General features: G+C 59.5%; 15 protein-coding genes and 1 pseudogene. 7 read left to right on the top strand and 9 right to left on the bottom strand.

Going from position 1 to position 17,207, the window contains the following annotated elements; genetic code table 11:
* Position 1 precedes the first annotated feature (1 nt).
* A complete protein-coding gene (locus ACYZT6_RS02465) occupies positions 2–2,431 on the top strand; it encodes a TonB-dependent siderophore receptor (RefSeq protein WP_462025569.1) in 2,430 nt (809 codons plus the stop codon).
* A 118-nt stretch (positions 2,432–2,549) separates the two neighbouring features.
* On the opposite strand, the gene ACYZT6_RS02470 is transcribed toward ACYZT6_RS02465, so the two are convergent.
* Positions 2,550–3,425 (bottom strand): helix-turn-helix domain-containing protein, encoded by an 876-nt coding sequence (locus ACYZT6_RS02470; protein WP_462025570.1) that lies wholly within the window; start codon positions 3,423–3,425, stop codon positions 2,550–2,552.
* Positions 3,426–3,709: 284 nt separating this feature from the next.
* Between ACYZT6_RS02470 and ACYZT6_RS02475 the strand changes: the two genes are divergently transcribed.
* On the top strand, positions 3,710–4,612 hold the full coding sequence (locus tag ACYZT6_RS02475; protein ID WP_462025571.1) for a DMT family transporter: 903 nt from the start codon (positions 3,710–3,712) through the stop codon (positions 4,610–4,612).
* Positions 4,613–4,633: 21 nt separating this feature from the next.
* Here ACYZT6_RS02475 and ACYZT6_RS02480 read toward each other — a convergent pair whose 3' ends face one another.
* From ACYZT6_RS02480 to ACYZT6_RS02500, 5 genes are all read right to left on the bottom strand, one after another.
* Positions 4,634–5,143, bottom strand: coding sequence for a DUF2165 family protein (locus tag ACYZT6_RS02480; RefSeq protein ID WP_462025572.1), 510 nt, complete (start codon positions 5,141–5,143; stop codon positions 4,634–4,636).
* Between the two features lie 142 nt (positions 5,144–5,285).
* On the bottom strand, positions 5,286–6,260 hold the full coding sequence (locus ACYZT6_RS02485; RefSeq protein ID WP_462025573.1) for a 2-hydroxyacid dehydrogenase: 975 nt from the start codon (positions 6,258–6,260) through the stop codon (positions 5,286–5,288).
* Between the two features lie 178 nt (positions 6,261–6,438).
* Positions 6,439–6,888, bottom strand: coding sequence for a hypothetical protein (locus ACYZT6_RS02490; protein ID WP_462025574.1), 450 nt, complete (start codon positions 6,886–6,888; stop codon positions 6,439–6,441).
* A gap of 331 nt (positions 6,889–7,219) precedes the next feature.
* A complete protein-coding gene (locus ACYZT6_RS02495; RefSeq protein WP_462025575.1) occupies positions 7,220–7,597 on the bottom strand; it encodes a DUF6124 family protein in 378 nt (125 codons plus the stop codon).
* A 325-nt stretch (positions 7,598–7,922) separates the two neighbouring features.
* Positions 7,923–8,891, bottom strand: a complete 969-nt coding sequence (locus ACYZT6_RS02500; protein WP_010463147.1) for a LysR family transcriptional regulator — start codon at positions 8,889–8,891, stop codon at positions 7,923–7,925.
* Between the two features lie 281 nt (positions 8,892–9,172).
* Between ACYZT6_RS02500 and ACYZT6_RS02505 the strand changes: the two genes are divergently transcribed.
* The 4 genes from ACYZT6_RS02505 to ACYZT6_RS02520 all read left to right on the top strand — a co-directional run bounded on the left by ACYZT6_RS02505 (position 9,173) and on the right by ACYZT6_RS02520 (position 14,085).
* Positions 9,173–10,672 carry an efflux transporter outer membrane subunit gene (locus ACYZT6_RS02505; protein WP_462025576.1) on the top strand — a complete coding sequence of 500 codons (1,500 nt, stop codon included), beginning with the start codon at positions 9,173–9,175 and terminating at the stop codon, positions 10,670–10,672.
* A 138-nt stretch (positions 10,673–10,810) separates the two neighbouring features.
* On the top strand, positions 10,811–13,003 hold the full coding sequence (locus ACYZT6_RS02510) for an FUSC family protein (RefSeq protein ID WP_462025577.1): 2,193 nt from the start codon (positions 10,811–10,813) through the stop codon (positions 13,001–13,003).
* Positions 12,993–13,193, top strand: a complete 201-nt coding sequence (locus tag ACYZT6_RS02515; RefSeq protein ID WP_007896379.1) for a DUF1656 domain-containing protein — start codon at positions 12,993–12,995, stop codon at positions 13,191–13,193. Before ACYZT6_RS02510 ends, ACYZT6_RS02515 begins: the two co-directional genes overlap by 11 nt.
* A 10-nt stretch (positions 13,194–13,203) precedes the next feature.
* Positions 13,204–14,085: an efflux RND transporter periplasmic adaptor subunit gene (locus ACYZT6_RS02520; protein ID WP_462025578.1), complete on the top strand. Its 882-nt coding sequence runs from the start codon at positions 13,204–13,206 to the stop codon at positions 14,083–14,085.
* Positions 14,086–14,089: 4 nt separating this feature from the next.
* Here ACYZT6_RS02520 and ACYZT6_RS02525 read toward each other — a convergent pair whose 3' ends face one another.
* Positions 14,090–15,376, bottom strand: coding sequence for a hypothetical protein (locus ACYZT6_RS02525; protein WP_462025579.1), 1,287 nt, complete (start codon positions 15,374–15,376; stop codon positions 14,090–14,092).
* Between the two features lie 193 nt (positions 15,377–15,569).
* Here ACYZT6_RS02525 and ACYZT6_RS02530 point away from each other — a divergent pair.
* A pseudogene (locus ACYZT6_RS02530) lies at positions 15,570–15,728 on the top strand (efflux transporter periplasmic adaptor subunit); the annotation flags it as partial.
* Positions 15,729–15,835: 107 nt separating this feature from the next.
* Here ACYZT6_RS02530 and ACYZT6_RS02535 read toward each other — a convergent pair.
* Together ACYZT6_RS02535 and ACYZT6_RS02540 are read right to left on the bottom strand one after the other, a co-directional pair.
* Entirely contained in the window at positions 15,836–16,234 is a 399-nt protein-coding gene (locus ACYZT6_RS02535) for a DUF4440 domain-containing protein (protein ID WP_462025580.1), read from the bottom strand.
* A 119-nt stretch (positions 16,235–16,353) separates the two neighbouring features.
* Positions 16,354–17,178: an SDR family oxidoreductase gene (locus ACYZT6_RS02540; RefSeq protein ID WP_462025581.1), complete on the bottom strand. Its 825-nt coding sequence runs from the start codon at positions 17,176–17,178 to the stop codon at positions 16,354–16,356.
* Between the last annotated feature and the right edge of the window lie 29 nt (positions 17,179–17,207).

A 17,207-nucleotide genomic window follows, 5' to 3' on the forward strand; every position in this document is an offset into this window, starting at 1 on the left:
AATGAAGTCCAGGGCAAAATCGGGTTCGGTCAAACAGTGGTTGGGTGCTTCTGCACTGAGCATGTTGGCGCTGGCGTTGCTGCCATCACGCGTCGCATCGGCCGCTGAGGCTGCCGGCACGCTGCAGCACACGCAGTTCAGCTTCGCCATCGCTGCCAAACCGCTGCCCCAGGCCCTGAGCGACTTCAGTCGGGTCACCGGCATCAGCGTGGTCTACACCGATGAAGCGCCGTACGGTCTCACTGCCCCGGCGATCAATGGCCAGTTGAGCGCCGAGCAGGCCCTGCAGCGTCTGCTCAGCGGTTCGGGTTTCACCTTCCGCCGCAGCGACGCTCACACCCTGGTGCTTGAACCGCTGCCCACCGCCGGCACGTTGAGTCTGGGCACGACCACCATCAACTCGGTGGCCGATCAATCCATGAGCTATCAGCCGCCGCCCACCAGTTCGGTGATGCGCTCGTCGGCCTTGCTCCAGGAAATCCCGCAGACCGTCAACGTCATCCCGGCCCAGGTCATTCGCGATCAGGCACCACGCAATCTGGATGATGCGCTGGCCAACGTCAGCGGCATCACTCAGGGCAACACGCTGGCGAGCACTCAGGATTCGGTGATGACCCGCGGTTTCGGCGACAACCGTAACGGCTCGATCATGCGCGACGGCATGCCGATCGTGCAGGGTCGAGGCATGAATGCGACCGTGGACCGGGTCGAAGTGCTCAAGGGCCCGGCCTCGCTGCTGTACGGCATCCAGGACCCGGGCGGTGTGGTCAACATGGTCAGCAAGAAACCCGAGCTCGAGCAATACAACGCCCTGACGCTGCGCGGTTCGACCTACGGCGACGGCAAAAACGGCAGCGGCGGCGGCCTCGACAGCACCGGTGCGCTCGGTGATTCCGGCTTCGCTTACCGCATGGTACTGGACCACGAAGACGAGGATTACTGGCGCAACTTCGGCACCCACCGCGAGACGCTGGTGGCACCGTCGCTGGCCTGGTTCGGCGAGAGCACCAAGCTGCTGTTCTCCTACGAACACCGCGAGTTCCTGACCCCGTTCGACCGCGGCACGATCATCGACCCACGCACCAATCACCCGTTGGACATCTCGCGCAATGAGCGTCTGGACGAGCCGTTCAACAACATGGAAGGCCGCTCGGACCTGTACCACTTCGAGGCCGATCACGAGCTCAACGACAACTGGAACGCCCACTTCGGCTACAGCTGGAACCGTGAAACCTACGACGCCAGCCAGGTGCGCGTCACCGCCATCGACACCCGACGGGGCACGCTGACCCGCAGCATGGACGGTACTCAGAACGCCATCAGCACCGACCGATTCACCACCGCCAGCCTCGAAGGCAACGTCAACCTGCTGGGAATGCAACATGACCTGGTGTTCGGCATCGATGACGAGTACCGCAAGATCTACCGCGAAGACCTGATCCGCCAGAGAAGCCTGAGCACCTTCAGCTACGTCAACCCGGTCTATGGCCGCGAAGTCGCCGGCACCACCGTCAGCCCGGCCGACAGCGCGCAGACCGACGAACTGCGTAGCGATTCGATCTTCCTGCAGGACTCGATTCACCTCACCGATCAATGGATTTTCGTCGCGGGCGCACGCTTCCAGGAATACGACCAGTACGCCGGCAAAGGCGTGCCGTTCAAGGCCAACACCGACAGCAACGGCCAGAAATGGGTGCCCCGCGCCGGTCTGGTCTATCGCTTCACTGATGAACTGTCGTTCTACGGCAGCTACACCGAATCGTTCAAGCCCAACTCGACCATCGCACCGTTGAGCGGCAGCAGCACCGTGCTCGACGGCAGCGTCGCGCCGGAAGAAGCCAAGTCCTGGGAAATCGGCGCCAAGCTCGACATGCCGGGTCGCGTGACCGGTAACGTCGCGCTGTTCGACATCAAGAAACGCAACGTGCTGGTGGCCAATTCCGAAGGCCCGGTGACGATTTACAGCGCCGCCGGCGAAGTGCGCTCCAGAGGTCTGGAAGTGGATTTGAGCGGCCAGCTCAGCGACCGCTGGAGCATGATCGGCAGCTATGCCTACACCGACGCCGAAGTCACCGAAGACCCGGACTACAAGGGCAAAAAACTGCAAAACGTGGCGAAGAACAGTGGCTCGCTGTCGGCGGTCTACGACTTCGGGACCATTATCGGCGGCGATCAATTGCGCGTCGGCGCGGGCGCGCGGTATGTCGGCGAGCGGGCGGGTAATGCCGTCAACGATTTCGACCTGCCGAGCTACACCGTGGTCGATGCCTTCGCGACTTACGACACCAAGGTTGAAGGGCAGAAGGTCAAATTTCAGCTCAACGTGAAGAACCTGTTTGACCGCACCTACTACACCTCGGCGGCGAGCCGGTTCTTTGTGTCGATGGGGGATTCGCGGCAGATTTCGTTGTCGAGCACATTGGAATTCTGATCGCAGACCGCGTCATCGTTCTTCGCGGGCAAGCCTCGCTCCTACACGTTTTACGTTGCCCTTGTAGGAGCGAGGCTTGCCCGCGAAGACTGCATGACAGACGCCGCAAATCTCAGGATTAACGCAAAAACGCCTGCCGATACTCCCCAGGCGTCCCGCCCAAAATCTGCCGAAACCGATTGGTGAAATGACTCGCACTGGCAAACCCGCACGCCAATGCAATCTCCCCCAACGGCTGCGACGTCGAACGCAACAACTCCCGCGCCCGGCTCAGCCTTCGAGCCAACACATACTGATGCGGCGGCAAGCCAAAGCTCTCGCGAAACATCCGCGCAAAGTGATACTCCGACAACGCACACAACGCCGCCAATTGCCCAAGGCTGATGGCCTCGGCCAATTGATTGTCGATGAACTCCACTAACTGCCGCCGCTGATGCGCCGCCAGTCCACCCTTGAGTCGCAAGCCCTCACGCATCCCGACCTGACAGAGCAACACATGGCTGAGCATTTCGTGAGCGAGGCTGCTGGTGAGCAGGCGTTCGCCGGGTTCGTCCCAGTTGAGGGTAAGCATTTGGTGGAAGCGCCGGGCTTGTGCCGGATCGTCAAGGAAGGTGGCTTCGCGCAATTGCAGTTCGCGAGGTTCGCGATCCAGCAGCGTGACGCAGCCGAGGGCGAATTGTTCGGGGCTGAAATACACGTGGGCCAGGCGAATGTCGCCGTTGATTACCCAGCCCGATTGATGCTCGGCCGGCAGAATGCACAACTTGTCCGGGCCGCCCTTGGTGCCGGGCTGGTCGCGGCGGAAGGTGCCGGTGCCGCCGGCGATGTAGCACGACAGCGTGTGGTGGCTCGGCGCCTCGTAGTCCTGGGCGTCGTGATGGTTGCTCCACAAGGCTGCAGCCATGCCGTCACCGAGCTCGGCGCTGTGCTCGAGGCGAGCATTGGGCGAGCGGTTGAGGGCTTGAAAGACTTGCAGGGTTTCCAGTGCGGGCATGATCGTTTTCTCTCCAACGCTTCGCATCCTACTCCGTAGCCGCTGGCCTGCCAGCCTGTCGGCCAACAAAAGCGCAAGTTTATGCAAGTGCGCCCACATTTGGCGCAGCACACTGGATCCCTAATCAGGCAATGCACTGTGGCGAGGGAGCTAGCTCCCGCTTGAGTGCGCAGCACTCACAAAACTGGGGGAGTTTTCCAGGATTTGGGGCCGCTACGCAGCCCAGCGCGAGCAAGCTCGCTCGCTACAAAGTGAACTGCATTGCCCATCCCGGAGCTGTCGCCATGAACCTTTCGTTGTATTTGCTGACCGTGCTGATCTGGGGCACCACCTGGATTGCCTTGAAATGGCAGCTGGGCGTGGTGGCCATTCCCGTGTCGATCGTCTATCGCTTCGGCCTGGCTGCGCTGGTGCTGTTCGTCCTGCTGCTGCTCAGCCGACGCCTGCAAGTGATGAACCGTCGCGGGCATTTGATCTGCCTGGCCCAGGGCTTGTGTCTGTTCTGCGTCAACTTCATGTGTTTCCTGACCGCCAGTCAGTGGATTCCCAGTGGCCTGGTTGCCGTGGTGTTTTCCACCGCCACCCTGTGGAACGCCCTCAATGCACGGGTGTTCTTCGGCCAGAAAATCGCCCGCAACGTATTGATGGGCGGTGCGTTGGGCCTGTCCGGGCTTGGCCTGTTGTTCTGGCCGGAGGTGGCCGGCCACACAGCCAGCCCGGAAACCTTGCTCGGCTTGGGCCTGGCGCTGCTCGGCACCCTATGTTTCTCGGCCGGCAACATGCTCTCGAGCCTGCAACAGAAGGCCGGTTTGAAGCCTCTGACCACCAACGCGTGGGGCATGGCGTATGGCGCCGCGATGTTGTCGATGTGGTGTCTGGTCAGGGGCATCCCGTTCGACATGGAATGGAATACGCGCTACATCGGTTCGCTGCTGTACCTGGTGATTCCGGGTTCGGTCATCGGCTTCACCGCGTACTTGACGCTGGTCGGGCGGATGGGCCCGGAGCGAGCGGCCTATTGCACCGTCCTGTTCCCGGTAGTGGCGCTTAACGTCTCGGCATTTGCCGAAGGTTATCAATGGACCGCGCCGGCATTGATGGGGTTAGTGTTGGTGATGCTGGGTAATGTGCTGGTGTTCCGTAAACCCAAGGTGCCGATGGCGCAAGGCAATGGCAAGCTTGCTTGAAAAACCTGGGCCCGAGCGCGCTCAGCGCTCAGTCCTGAGGGCGACGAATATCAGCAGCGGAAGTATGAAATCGACGATATGCCGAGCCCAGTCCTTGGCGTTCCAGACTTGTGATTCATCCATGTTGAACCACTCCACGCCGATCACTTGCAGGCAGACGTAATAGACAAAGATGGCGATCATCAGTCCAATAAGTGAGAACTTCTTGGCCTCATGGAACACCTCGGCGGACGCATTCATATTTCGGTAAAGGTGATAGGCGCCAAACAGGCAGAAGGCGGTATAAATCACTTCAAGGGTGATAATTAGCCAGTAGATCCGGTGGTGGAGCATGGGCGAGGTGATTGCCCGGTAGTTCAGGTTGATGTTTTCCCGGGTGGTGTCCATGCTCAAAATATGGCCCACGTATTCATAGTTGGATGAATAGTCGGTGAAGTTGCTGTACATCACCAGTAGGCCAAAAAAGCTTATATAAGCCATCAATGAAAACTTGCTATATCTGATGATTTTGTCGGTGGTAAGGCTGTTCAAGGTGAGTGTGCTCCGTCACTGTTTTCCGTAGGGTCGGATTAGTGGTGTGGAGTGTATAGCGCTTAACTGATTTTAGTGTGTTGACTGAATTGCAAGTTATGTAAAAGCGGGCAGATACTTTAAAAGTGTCTGCCCGTTTTAGTTAGCCTTTCCAGACTTGCGGGTTGACCAGATCTTGCGGTCGCTCGCCCAGCAGTGCGCTGCGCAAGTTAGCCAGCGCGCGGTTGGCCATGGCCTCGCGGGTTTCATGGGTGGCGGAGCCGATGTGCGGCAATGTCACCGCGTTTTTCAATTGGAACAATGGCGACTCGGCCATTGGTTCTTTCTCGTAGACGTCCAGGCCTGCGCCGCGAATGCGGTTGTTTTGCAGGGCTTCGATCAGCGCAGGCTCATCGACCACCGGACCGCGGGCGATGTTGACCAGGATGGCGCTTGGCTTCATCAGGGCCAGTTCGCGGTGGCTGATCATGTGTCTGGTTTTCTCGCTGAGCGGCACGACGAGGCAGACGAAATCGGCTTCGGCCAGCAGTTCGTCGAGGCTGCGGAACTGCGCGCCGAGTTCTTGTTCCAGCCCGGTCTTGCGGCTGTTGCCGCTGTAGAGGATCGGCATGTTGAAGCCCAGCCGCCCGCGACGGGCGATGGCCGCGCCGATGTTGCCCATGCCGACGATGCCCAGGGTTTTGCCGTGCACGTCACCGCCAAACAACGGTGCGCCGACGGTGGCTTGCCATTGGCCGGCCTTGGTCCAGGCATCGAGTTCGGCGACGCGGCGGGCGCTGCTCATGAGCAGGGCGAAGGCCAGGTCGGCGGTGCTTTCGGTGAGGACATCCGGCGTGTTGGTCAGCATGATCCCGCGTTCGTTGAAGTAGGCGACGTCGTAGTTGTCGTAGCCGACGGAGACGCTGGAGACCACTTCGAGTCTGGCGGCGTTTTCCAGTTGCGTGCGACCGAGTTTGCGACCGACACCGATCAGGCCGTGGGCGTGGGGCAGGGCTTCGTTGAATTGGGCGTTGATGTCGCCGTTTTTCGGGTTGGGGACGATGACGTCGAAATCTTGCTTGAGGCGCTCGACCATTTCCGGGGTGACGCGGCTGAAGGCGAGGACGGTCTTTTTCATGGGAGGAGGGCTCGTCGGGGCTTGGAGAATGCCAAGCACGCTAACATTCTTGTCGAGGGTTTTGCGAGCGCCTCGATTACCCTGCACCTCACGACCGCTCCTACCAAGTGCCAGGAGGGCGGTGAGGAACTACTTCTGTGGAAAACAAACCGTGTTTACAATTGCCTCTATTACCGGTTCACTCGCTCCATCTAGTAGCGTTTATATAACCGATCGCTTGATGGTGATTTCCTTCATTCTGAAGTGAGACGTCAAAATCTGCTTCGAAGATACCCTTTTCAATATCAATTTTTTTAACGTCTACATACCCGATGTTGTCGTCGGGGTAATACCTTTTTGATCGTATTGCTCCATCTTCATCCACCCATTCCTTTACAAAGTTAGGTGCGTGAAAAATCATTTCGTTGTTGGTCAGTTCGTAACGTCCTGCCTTGATGGACAGTGAAACCGTTAATTTTAATAGAATGGTTTCGGTCGTACTGATTTTCTGGCGGGCACCCAGATACAAATATAGTGGTTGTTTCAAAACTGTCGTGACAACACCGTTGAATTCCGGCAATGGGAAGTCGTTGTCAATTTTTGCGTTAGCTGTGCCAACATTTGGCCAGCTATCGATTAGTTGAGACATATTCTTGCTCCTTCAAAGATTAGTGAGAATGCGTCATAGAGTTTCGATTTGAACGAGCATTATGTCTACTGTCAGTTTTGACAGTTTGTTATACGTGTTGGCTATTAAGGTGTTTTATTTGATATCCACTTGGCATAAGAGCCTTAGCAATTCAATTGTAAAAGCTGGCTTGTCGGGCCGCTGCATCGCTGCGATGGCGATCGGATAGCCACCCTTGCTGATGCGCCCAATTCAATTGTGGGAGTGAGCCTGCTCGCGATGGCGGAGTGTCAGACGACATCAATGCCGGATGTCAGACCGCCATCGCGAGCAGGCTCGCTCCCACAGGGGATTAGCTGTGCGGCTGAGGTTTTGGTACGGCGACGTTATCCAGCATCCGGTTCGCTGCCAGTTCGGCCAGCATGACGATCTGTTGAATGGCCATCGCCTTGTGCCGGTGCGGGCCTTCCAGATAGTCCGCGAAATCACTCGCCATCACACTGGCCTGGGCCAGCGACTCGCAGGTGTGGGCCAACAGATCTTCGTCTTTGATATTCGGTGCAATCAAAAACATCGTGCTGGGTTTGCGGGTGGCAGGGGATTTGAGGGCTGCGGGGTTTAGGTAGTGATCCAACGCGCGCTCGGCGGCGTCGTTGAGTTTTTTGGAATCGAGGGATTCGTATGGGGAAACGTCGTCAGTTTCCGGGGGATTCGGAGTTTCTTTAATCATTTGGCAAAGATCCTTAGAGTCGAGGAGCTGCCACTTTTCGTTTTCCAGACGAAAGGGTGGCAGCTGTACGCGGACTGGAAAAACCGAGAAAGGATCAAACCCGGCAGACCCGAAGGTCTCCCACGCACAGCCGCCATAACTCAAATCGCGGTGCTAAAAAAGCGCCGCATTATGTCATGCGCCGTAATCCTTCTTCGGGTTTTCCAGACCCGATCGCTGAAATGCCAGCGACCCACAAAGCCTACCCATTTCCCGTCCGACCCAACAACCGACAGAACCCGTCGGAAACATTCCCCAAAATCGCCGCGTCTGTAGGACCGTGAAATCAGTTCGCCACCCGAACCCCGCCCAAACTCCCACTCAACTCATACGCCACCAATTCCGCCTGATGCGCCGCCAATATCTCCGGCAACGACCCACGCAAATACTCGACCCACGTCTTGATCTTCGCATCCAGGTACTGCCGCGACGGGTAGATCGCATACAGATTCAGTTCCTGCGAGCGGTAGTTCGGCATCACCCGCACCAGTGTGCCGTTGCGCAGTCCTTCAATCGCCGCATACACCGGCAACACGCCGACGCCCATGCCGCTGATGATCGCTGTCTTCATTGCATCCGCCGAGTTCACCAAAAACGGTGAGCTGTTGATGGTGACCATTTCCTGGCCTTCGGGTCCGTCGAAGGTCCATTTCTCCAGCGGGATCACCGGGCTCACCAGGCGCAGGCACGCGTGGTTCAGCAAGTCGCTGGGCTTGTGGGCGCAGCCGTTGGCTTTCACATAGGCCGGCGAGGCGCAGACGATGCTGTAGGTGATGCCCAAACGCTGAGACACGAAACCCGAGTCCGGCAGTTCGCTGGCCAGCACGATGGACACGTCGTAGCCCTCGTCGAGCAGGTCGGGCACGCGGTTGGCCATGGTCAGGTCGAAGGTGACGTCGGGGTGGGTTTTGCGGTAGCGGGCGATGGCGTCGATCACGAAGTGCTGACCGATGCCGGTCATGGTGTGCACTTTGAGCTGCCCGGCCGGGCGGGCGTGGGCATCGCTGGCCTCGGCTTCGGCTTCTTCGACGTAGGCCAGTATTTGCTCGCAACGCAACAGGTAGCGCTTGCCAGCCTCGGTCAGGGCGATGCGGCGTGTGGTGCGGTTGAGCAGGCGGGTTTGCAGGTGGGCTTCCAGGTTGGAGACCGCGCGCGAGACGTTGGCCGTGGTGGTGTCCAGTTGCACGGCGGCGGCGGTGAAGCTGCCGGCCTCGGCCACGTAACTGAAGGCGCGCATGTTTTGCAAAGTGTCCATGAGGTGCTCTCGGGTGCGATGGCAAATTGTGACACGAAGTTGCGGGGCGGTGACCCCGACCAAGGGATTATCGCGTTAACGGTAACAAAGATTCACAGGATTCCCAGCTTATCGCCATTAAGACCCACCCCTAGAATTGCGCCGATCCTTTGTAGGAGCGAGGCTTGCCCGCGAAGGCGGTCTGACAGTCACCGACGATGTCGACTGATACGCCGCCTTCGCGGGCAAGCCTCGCTCCTACACAGGACCTCGTACGCCTCTTCTTTCAGGAATTTTCAGCAGTGCCGCGTCGCATCAGCAGAGCGCTTCAGACGCTCAGTGTTTTGGCCTTATCCCTCGCAATCAGCGGCTGTATCGGAACCGGAGGCATTGCCCCACAGGGCAAGGCACTGGAGGCCAATTCACTGGCCACCGACGAAGCCATCCAGAGCGCCGCGCAGGACGCTCACTGGCCCACCGCCCAATGGTGGCAGGCCTATGGCGACCCGCAACTGAACCGCTGGATCGACCTCGCCGTGCAAGGCAGCCCGACCATGGCCATGGCTACTGCGCGAGTGCGACAGGCCAAATCCATGGCCGGCATCGCCGAGTCTGCCGAATCGTTGCAGATCAATGGCGAATCCACCCTCAAGCGCCACAACTGGCCCACTGATCAGTTCTACGGGCCGGGCGAGCTGGCCAACACCACGACCTGGGACAACAACGCCGCGCTGGGTTTCAGCTACGCCCTCGACCTCTGGGGCCGTGAAAGCAACGCCACCGAGCGCGCCGTAGACATGGCACACATGAGCGCTGCCGAAGCGCGTCTGGCCCAGCTCGAATTGCAGAACAACATCGTGCGCGCCTACATCGAACTGTCGTTGCATTACGCGCAGCGGGACATCGTCGCCGCGACCCTGAAACAACAGCAGCAAATTCTCGATCTCGCGCAAAAACGTTTGAACGGCGGTATCGGCACGCATTTCGAAGTTAGCCAGGCGCAAACGCCGCTACCGGAAACCCATCGTCAGATCGACGCGCTGGACGAAGAAATCGCCCTGAGCCGCAACCAACTGGCAGCCCTCGCGGGCAAGGGGCCAGGGGAGGGCGCGCAGTTGCAGCGACCCACGCTGTCGTTGGCCGCACCACTGAAACTGCCGTCGTCACTGCCCGCGCAATTGCTCGGTCAACGCCCGGACGTGGTCGCCAGTCGCTGGCAAGTAGCGGCTCAGGCGCGGGGCATCGATGTGGCCCATGCCGGTTTCTATCCCAATGTCGATCTGGTCGGCAGCCTCCGCTACATGGCCACCGGCGGCGGGGCGCTGGAGTTTTTGACCGGCAAGAAACTCAACTACAGCATCGGTCCGGCGATCTCGTTGCCGATCTTCGATGGCGGCCGCTTGCGTTCGGAGCTGGGCGAAGCCTCGGCCGGGTATGACATCGCCGTGGCCAGGTACAACCAGACGCTGGTCAACGCGCTGAAGAACATCTCTGACCAGTTGATCCGCCGCGAGTCCATCGACAAGCAGCAAACCTTCGCTGCCGAGTCCGTGGTCACCGCGCAGAAAACCTACGACATCGCGATGATCGCCTACCAGCGCGGGCTCACCGATTACCTCAATGTGCTCAACGCGCAGACTTTGTTGTTCAAGCAACAGCAGGTGCAGCAGCGGGTTCAGGCGGCGCGACTAAGTGCTCATGCCGAACTGGTGACGGCGCTGGGTGGTGGGCTGGGTGCGGGTGACGATGTGCCGGAAGACAGTCGGACCGCGGCACCGATAACCCCGACGCTTCTCAAGTGAACACAGAACCTGTGGGAGCCAGCCTGCTGGCGATAGCGGTGTGTCAGTCAATGCTGATGTCACCTGATACACCGCTATCGCCAGCAGGCTGGCTCCCACACGTTCTCCACCTGACTGAATTAAAGTGAACAGGATTCCATGACTCCCTCGCCCGCACCTCTGCGCTGGCTGTATTCCCTTGAATGGCGCCGGGGTTTCTTCGACTGGGCACGTAGCGACGGCGTGACCTGGGTCTACATTTTCAAAGTGCTGTTCGCCGCGTTTCTGACGCTGTGGCTGGCGATGCGTCTGGAATTGCCGCAGCCGCGCACGGCGATGATTACCGTGTTCATCGTCATGCAACCGCAAAGCGGTCAGGTGTTCGCCAAGAGTTTTTACCGCTTTCTGGGCACCTTGGCCGGGTCGGCGGTGATGGTGGCGTTGATTGCCTTGTTCGCCCAGAACACCGAACTGTTCCTCGGCTCACTGGCGATTTGGGTCGGCATCTGTTCGGCCGGCGCGGCGCGGTATCGCAACTTTCGCGCCTACGGTTTCGTGCTCGCCGGGTACACCGCCGCGATGGTTGGCTTGCCCGCGTTGGCCCACCCGGACGGCGCGTTCATGGCGGCGGTCTGGCGGGTGCTGGAAATCTCCCTGGGGATTCTCTGCGCCACCGTAGTCAGCGCCGCGATCCTGCCGCAAACCGCCAGCGCGGCGATGCGCAACGCCTTGTATCAGCGCTTCGGTGTGTTCGCCTTGTTCGTTACCGATGGCCTGCGCGGCCGCAGCAAACGGGAGGCTTTCGAGGCCAGTAACGTGCGCTTTATCGCCGAGGCGGTCGGGCTGGAAGGGCTGCGCAGCGTCACCGTGTTCGAGGACCCGCACATGCGTCGGCGCAACGGTCGACTCAGTCGCTTGAACAGCGAATTCATGGGCATCACCACGCGGTTCAACGCCTTGCACCAATTGCTCGAACGCTTGCGCAGCAGCGGCACCGACCACGTGGTGGCGGCGATCAAACCGGGGTTGCAGGACCTGGCGGAATTGCTCGACGGCTTCAGCGGCCGCGCCTTGACCAGCCCCGACGCCGCACGCCTGACCAGCGCGTTGACCACCTACAAGGAAAATCTGCCGGCGCGGGTTCGCAGCCTGCGGGCGACCTTTCAGGAGAGCGATCCGAGCGACGCCGAGCAGCTCGATTTCCACACCGCGTACGAACTGCTCTATCGCTTCGTCGACGAGTTGCACAGTTATGCACAGACCCACGCATCGCTGGCCGATCACAGTCATGCACGGGAGCAATGGGACGAGCCGTTCACCCCGCAAACCAACTGGATGGCCTCGGCCGCGTCGGGGATTCGTGCGGCGTTCATTCTGGTGGTGCTTGGCAGCTATTGGGTCGCCACTGCATGGCCGAGCGGGGCGACGATGACCCTGATCGCCGCCGCCACCGTCGGCCTTTCCGCCGCGACACCCAACCCGAAGCGCATGGCATTCCAGATGGCTTGCGGGACGTTCCTCGGGGCATTGATCGGCTTCGTCGAGATGTTTTTCATCTTCCCGTGGATCGACGGTTTTCCCCTGCTGTGCGTGATGCTCGCGCCGGTGATCGTGCTCGGCTCGTTCCTTACTTCGCGGCCGCAATACGCCGGTGTCGGCCTCGGCTTGCTGATCTTCTTCAGCACCGGTTCGGTGCCGGACAACCTCACCGTCTACAACCCTTACGCGTTCATCAACGACTACATCGCCATGGTGCTCGGCATGCTGGTGTGCGCGGCAGCCGGGGCGATCATTCTGCCGCCGAACAGCCGGTGGTTATGGCGCCGGCTCGAACAGGATTTGCGCGGGCAAGTGGTGTACGCGATCAGCGGCAAGCTCAAGGGCCTGGCTTCGAGTTTTGAAAGCCGTACCCGGGATTTGCTGCATCAGGCTTACGGCCTCGCGGCGGGCCAGCCGCAGGTGCAACGGGACTTGCTGCGCTGGATGTTCGTGGTGCTGGAGGTCGGCCACGCGATCATCGAGTTGCGCAAGGAACAAGCGATTCTGCCGGTGCATCCGGCCTACGCCGAATCCCAGCCGTGGCGCCAGGCGATCCGCGTGATGGGTCGCTCGCTGGTGCGGCTGTTTCTGCAACCGAGCCAGAGCAATCTGGAGCGCGGATTGATCGCGGTCGACCATGCCATCAGCCGCGTACAAGCTACCGACGAACCGTTCGCGCCGCACTTCGATACCTCGGCGTTGCGTCGGGTGAAGAGTTATTTGCACTTCATTCGTACTTCATTACTGGACCCGCAATCGCCACTCGCCGCTTACGCAATCACTCAGCCCCAAGGAGTTGAACATGCCGCGTGAAATCGCCTTCCACGGCGTGTACATGCCGACCATGACGCTGATGTTTTTCATCGCCGCCGCACTGGCCTGGGCGCTCGACCGGTTTCTGTCCGGGTTCGACCTGTACCGCTTCTTCTGGCACCCGGCGCTGCTGCGCCTGAGCCTGTTTACCTGTCTGTTCGGCGCCCTGGCGCTGACTGTCTACCGTTGAGAACGATCTGATGAAAAAGCTATTCAGCCTGCTCGCCACCCTGCTGGTACTGGCCCTCGCGCTATGGATCGGCCGGACCCTCTGGGTGCATTACATGGACACGCCGTGGACCCGCGACGGCCGGGTGCGCGCCGACATCATCAACGTCGCCGCCGACGTCACCGGTGAAGTGGTGGAGGTGCCGGTGCGCGACAACCAGCTGGTGAAGAAGGGTGATCTGCTGATGCGCATCGACCCCGAGCACTACCGCATCGCGGTCAAACAGGCGCAGTCGCTGGTGGCCTCGCGCAAGTCGACGTGGGAGATGCGCAAGGTCAACGCCCATCGCCGCGCTGACATGGACGCGCTGGTGATCTCCAGGGAGAACCGCGACGACGCGAGCAACATCGCCGACTCGGCCCTGGCCGATTACCAGCATGCCCAGGCGCAACTGGAAGCCGCTGAACTGAACCTCAAACGCACCGAGGTCCGTGCGGCGGTGGACGGCTACGTCACCAACCTCAACGTGCATCGCGGCGACTACGCGCGCATCGGCGAAGCGAAAATGGCCGTGGTCGATATGAACTCGTTCTGGGTGTACGGCTTCTTCGAGGAAACCAAACTGCCGCACGTGCGAGTGGGCGATAAGGCCGACATGCAGTTGATGAGCGGCGAAGTGCTGAAGGGGCATGTGGAAAGCATTTCTCGCGGCATCTACGACCGGGATAACCCGCAGAGTCGCGAGCTGATTGCGGACGTGAACCCGACGTTCAACTGGGTGCGCCTGGCGCAGCGAGTACCGGTGCGGATTCACATTGATGAAGTGCCGGAGGGGGTGCTGTTGGCGGCGGGGATTACTTGCACTGTTGTGGTGAAACAATCCCCGTCGCCGTTACAGCACGCATCACGCTAGTGATTCAACTGAAGTAGGTGATCAGTTTGCCAAGCCCGCCGTCGATCCCGATGGGGTTGCCTGCCCAGAAAAATGTGTTATCGGGGCGGACACCTACAATGACCGGATCTGCGACATTGGAAAAGTCTTCCTTAACAAGCCCGGCAATGCCGAACTCTGGGTCGTGAGTGCCGTCGGGTAGCCAACGCGAAATGTATATGTAATGTCGTGCCGCTGAGATCACTAACTTTCCATCGAGTTGCACGTAGCCATCGAGCCACGCATTCTCCCTGTTCTTATCGTATTTCGTGATCAGCGGCTTGCCATGGTTAAAGTCGGGATCTGGCAAGCCATTTTTTGTGATGCCGGCAAGCATTCCTTTGGTGTCAGGGATGCCCGACTCACCGGCTTGGCCCAGCCCGACAAAACCTTGATTCGTGGATAGAAGTCCGTTAAACCGGGTCGGGTGGTTGTCTACTTCTATGCCACAGTAGCCGGGAGTACTTGGGCTGCCAAACTCCGGGTCGAGAACGCCCTTGTCATCGAAGCGCGCGAAAAGCGCTATTTCGGTTTCAGAGTGCAAGGCTCCATAACCCGCTACCACGATTGTTCCGTTGGCTTGGGGCAGCAGGGCGGAGAGGCCGGTCGGTGTACTCGGGTCTTGCATTTTGAAATCAAGGCGACCGGTGCCGTTCAAGGTCGTGTCGAATTTTCCGTCGGGAAGCAGCCGATAGAGTACCCCGGTGGTATTTCTCCAGTTGCCGTGTTGGTGATAAGTAGTGCAGATGAGTATTTTTCCATCCGCTTGCTCGGCAACTCTGGAGTCGTTCGTCATGCAAATTTCGTCGGGCTGATTTTCAATAACGAGGTGGCCGGTGCCGCTTACTCCGAAAGTTTTTTCCGGTGAATAATCACTGGAGAAACAGGCAACGGCCAAGTGGTTTATCGGCTCGGGTCCAGAGTACTCAATATGTGCACCGAGCATTAAAAGGCGTCCGTCCGCCAGACGCAAAAGTCTGCCCCCGTCGCATGGTGCATCCCCCTCGAAAGAGCCAATCAGCAGACTTCCATTGTTAAAACCTTTGTCCAGTTCGCCCTCAGAGGTCAGTATTGCAAGCCCGTATTGTCCGAAGTCGGTTTTCGTTTCCAGCGTCATACTCAACAGAATTCTATTGTCCGGGAGTGCCAAAACACCCTTTATCAGACGTGTGTAATGGATTTCGTCGGGAAGGATGCTCAGCGTGACCTCTCCGTCGACACCGAATGATCTGTCGCGGTCACCAGGGCGACGTACGATAGTGTTCTGGTTCATAAGTACCTCGATAGGATTAAAGGGCTCCGGTTAGCCAAATGACGATCAAAGTACCTATGCATCCCATCAGAAACACATACGAACAGGGACTCGTTCCGGTCAGTAGAAGTCTGTGTTTGGGGAGGGGAGGTGTCTACTGTCAGAAATAACAGGTACCAGCACATTCCGGACGAGCGGAGGAATGTCTATGGCGCTGAAGGGGGATGTGGAAAGCATTTCACACGGCATCTACGACCGGGATAACCCGGAGAGTCGCGAGCTGATTGCGGACGTGAACCCGATGTTAAACGGGGTGCGGCTGGCGGCGGGGATTACTTGCACTGTCGTCGTTAAATCTGCAGCTGGCGAGTAACCCTGTAGCGAGGGAGCTTGCTCCCGCTGGACTGCCTGGCAGTCCCATTTGAGGGCCGCTTCGCTGCCCGGCGGGAGCAAGCTCCCTCGCCACGAAAGGCGACCGTGTCAGCCCTTGCAAAACGTCTCATGCAAATGCCGCCAGATCACTGAGCCGGACGCCTGCTTTTCAAACACCACCGTCGAGCGGCGATCAGAGTGCAGCCCCGTCGCATCAGTCTGCTGCTCGCGATAACTCACCACCGCGCCACCGTCGTACAGCGCGGTCCCGCGTAACTCGCTGAGCTCAATCCTGAAGCCGAGCTTCCTTCCGCCCGCCCGCAGGAACAACTCGTTCAGCGCGGCGAAATCCAGCACCCGACCCAATGGCGAGATCATGGAAAACTGTGGCGAAAAACGCGTGAGCAGGCGCTCAAGTGCGGACTCGTCCTGGTCCTCGGCCAGCCATTGCTCGATGGCGACGTGGGCCTGGATCACTTCGTCGAAGTATTCGGTGTAGTCGGTCATGATTGTTTCCTGAAATTCTGCAGAGAGGATTCAGACGTCATCGCGAGCAGGCTCGCTCCCACATTTGGAATGCATTCCCCTGTGGGAGCGAGCCTGCTCGCGATGGCGTCGACTCGGTCTTAGAGTTGCCCCCTAAGCCCAAACCGCTTCATCAACCCCGCCTCCAACAACCCTTTCGGCAGCAACCCCGCCAACAATGGCAACGCCCGGCTGCCATTACCCAGACGAATCAGGCGCGGTGGTTTGCTCTGTTGCACAGCCTTGAGCAAACCGATCGCAAACTCCTTGGCAGGCGTCGGCTTGTCCTGGGAGGCCTTGGCCCGCGCACGAATGCCTTCACGCAGCGGAAACCATGGCGATTGCTCGGTGATCAACTGCTCCGCCTCATGCCCGGCATTTTTGGCGAAGCTCGATTCGATCGCACCTGGCTGCACCTCCATCACGCGCACGCCAAACGGCGCCAACTCCATGCGCAATGCATCGCTCAGCGCATGCACCGCCGCTTTCGAGGCGCAATACGCGCCGGCAAACGGCGTGACCAATACCCCGGAAACGCTGCCGATGTTCACCACGATCCCTTTGGCGGCGCGCAGCACCGGAAACAGCGCGCGGGTCACACCGACGATCGCAAACACATTGGTTTCGAACTGGCGCTGCATCGCCGGCACGCCGCCGTCCAGCAGCGGGCCCATCGCGCCATAACCGGCGTTGTTGATCAGCACATCGAGGCCAGCATGTTGCTGGTTGATGCGCTCACTCAACTGGTCGAGTGCCTCGCCGTCGTTGACGTCCAGTTGCACAGCGGTGAAACCGGCAGCTGCCAGCGCAGCCACGTCTTCAGCCTTGCGGGCGCTTGCCCAGACTTCGTATCCGGCACCTTTAAACACATCGGCGAGGGCGCGGCCAATGCCGCTGGAGCAACCGGTAATCAACGCAACGGGCATGGCGCGGTCCTTGTGCAAAAAGAAGTAGG

The organism is Pseudomonas sp. RT6P73, from assembly GCF_054897715.1.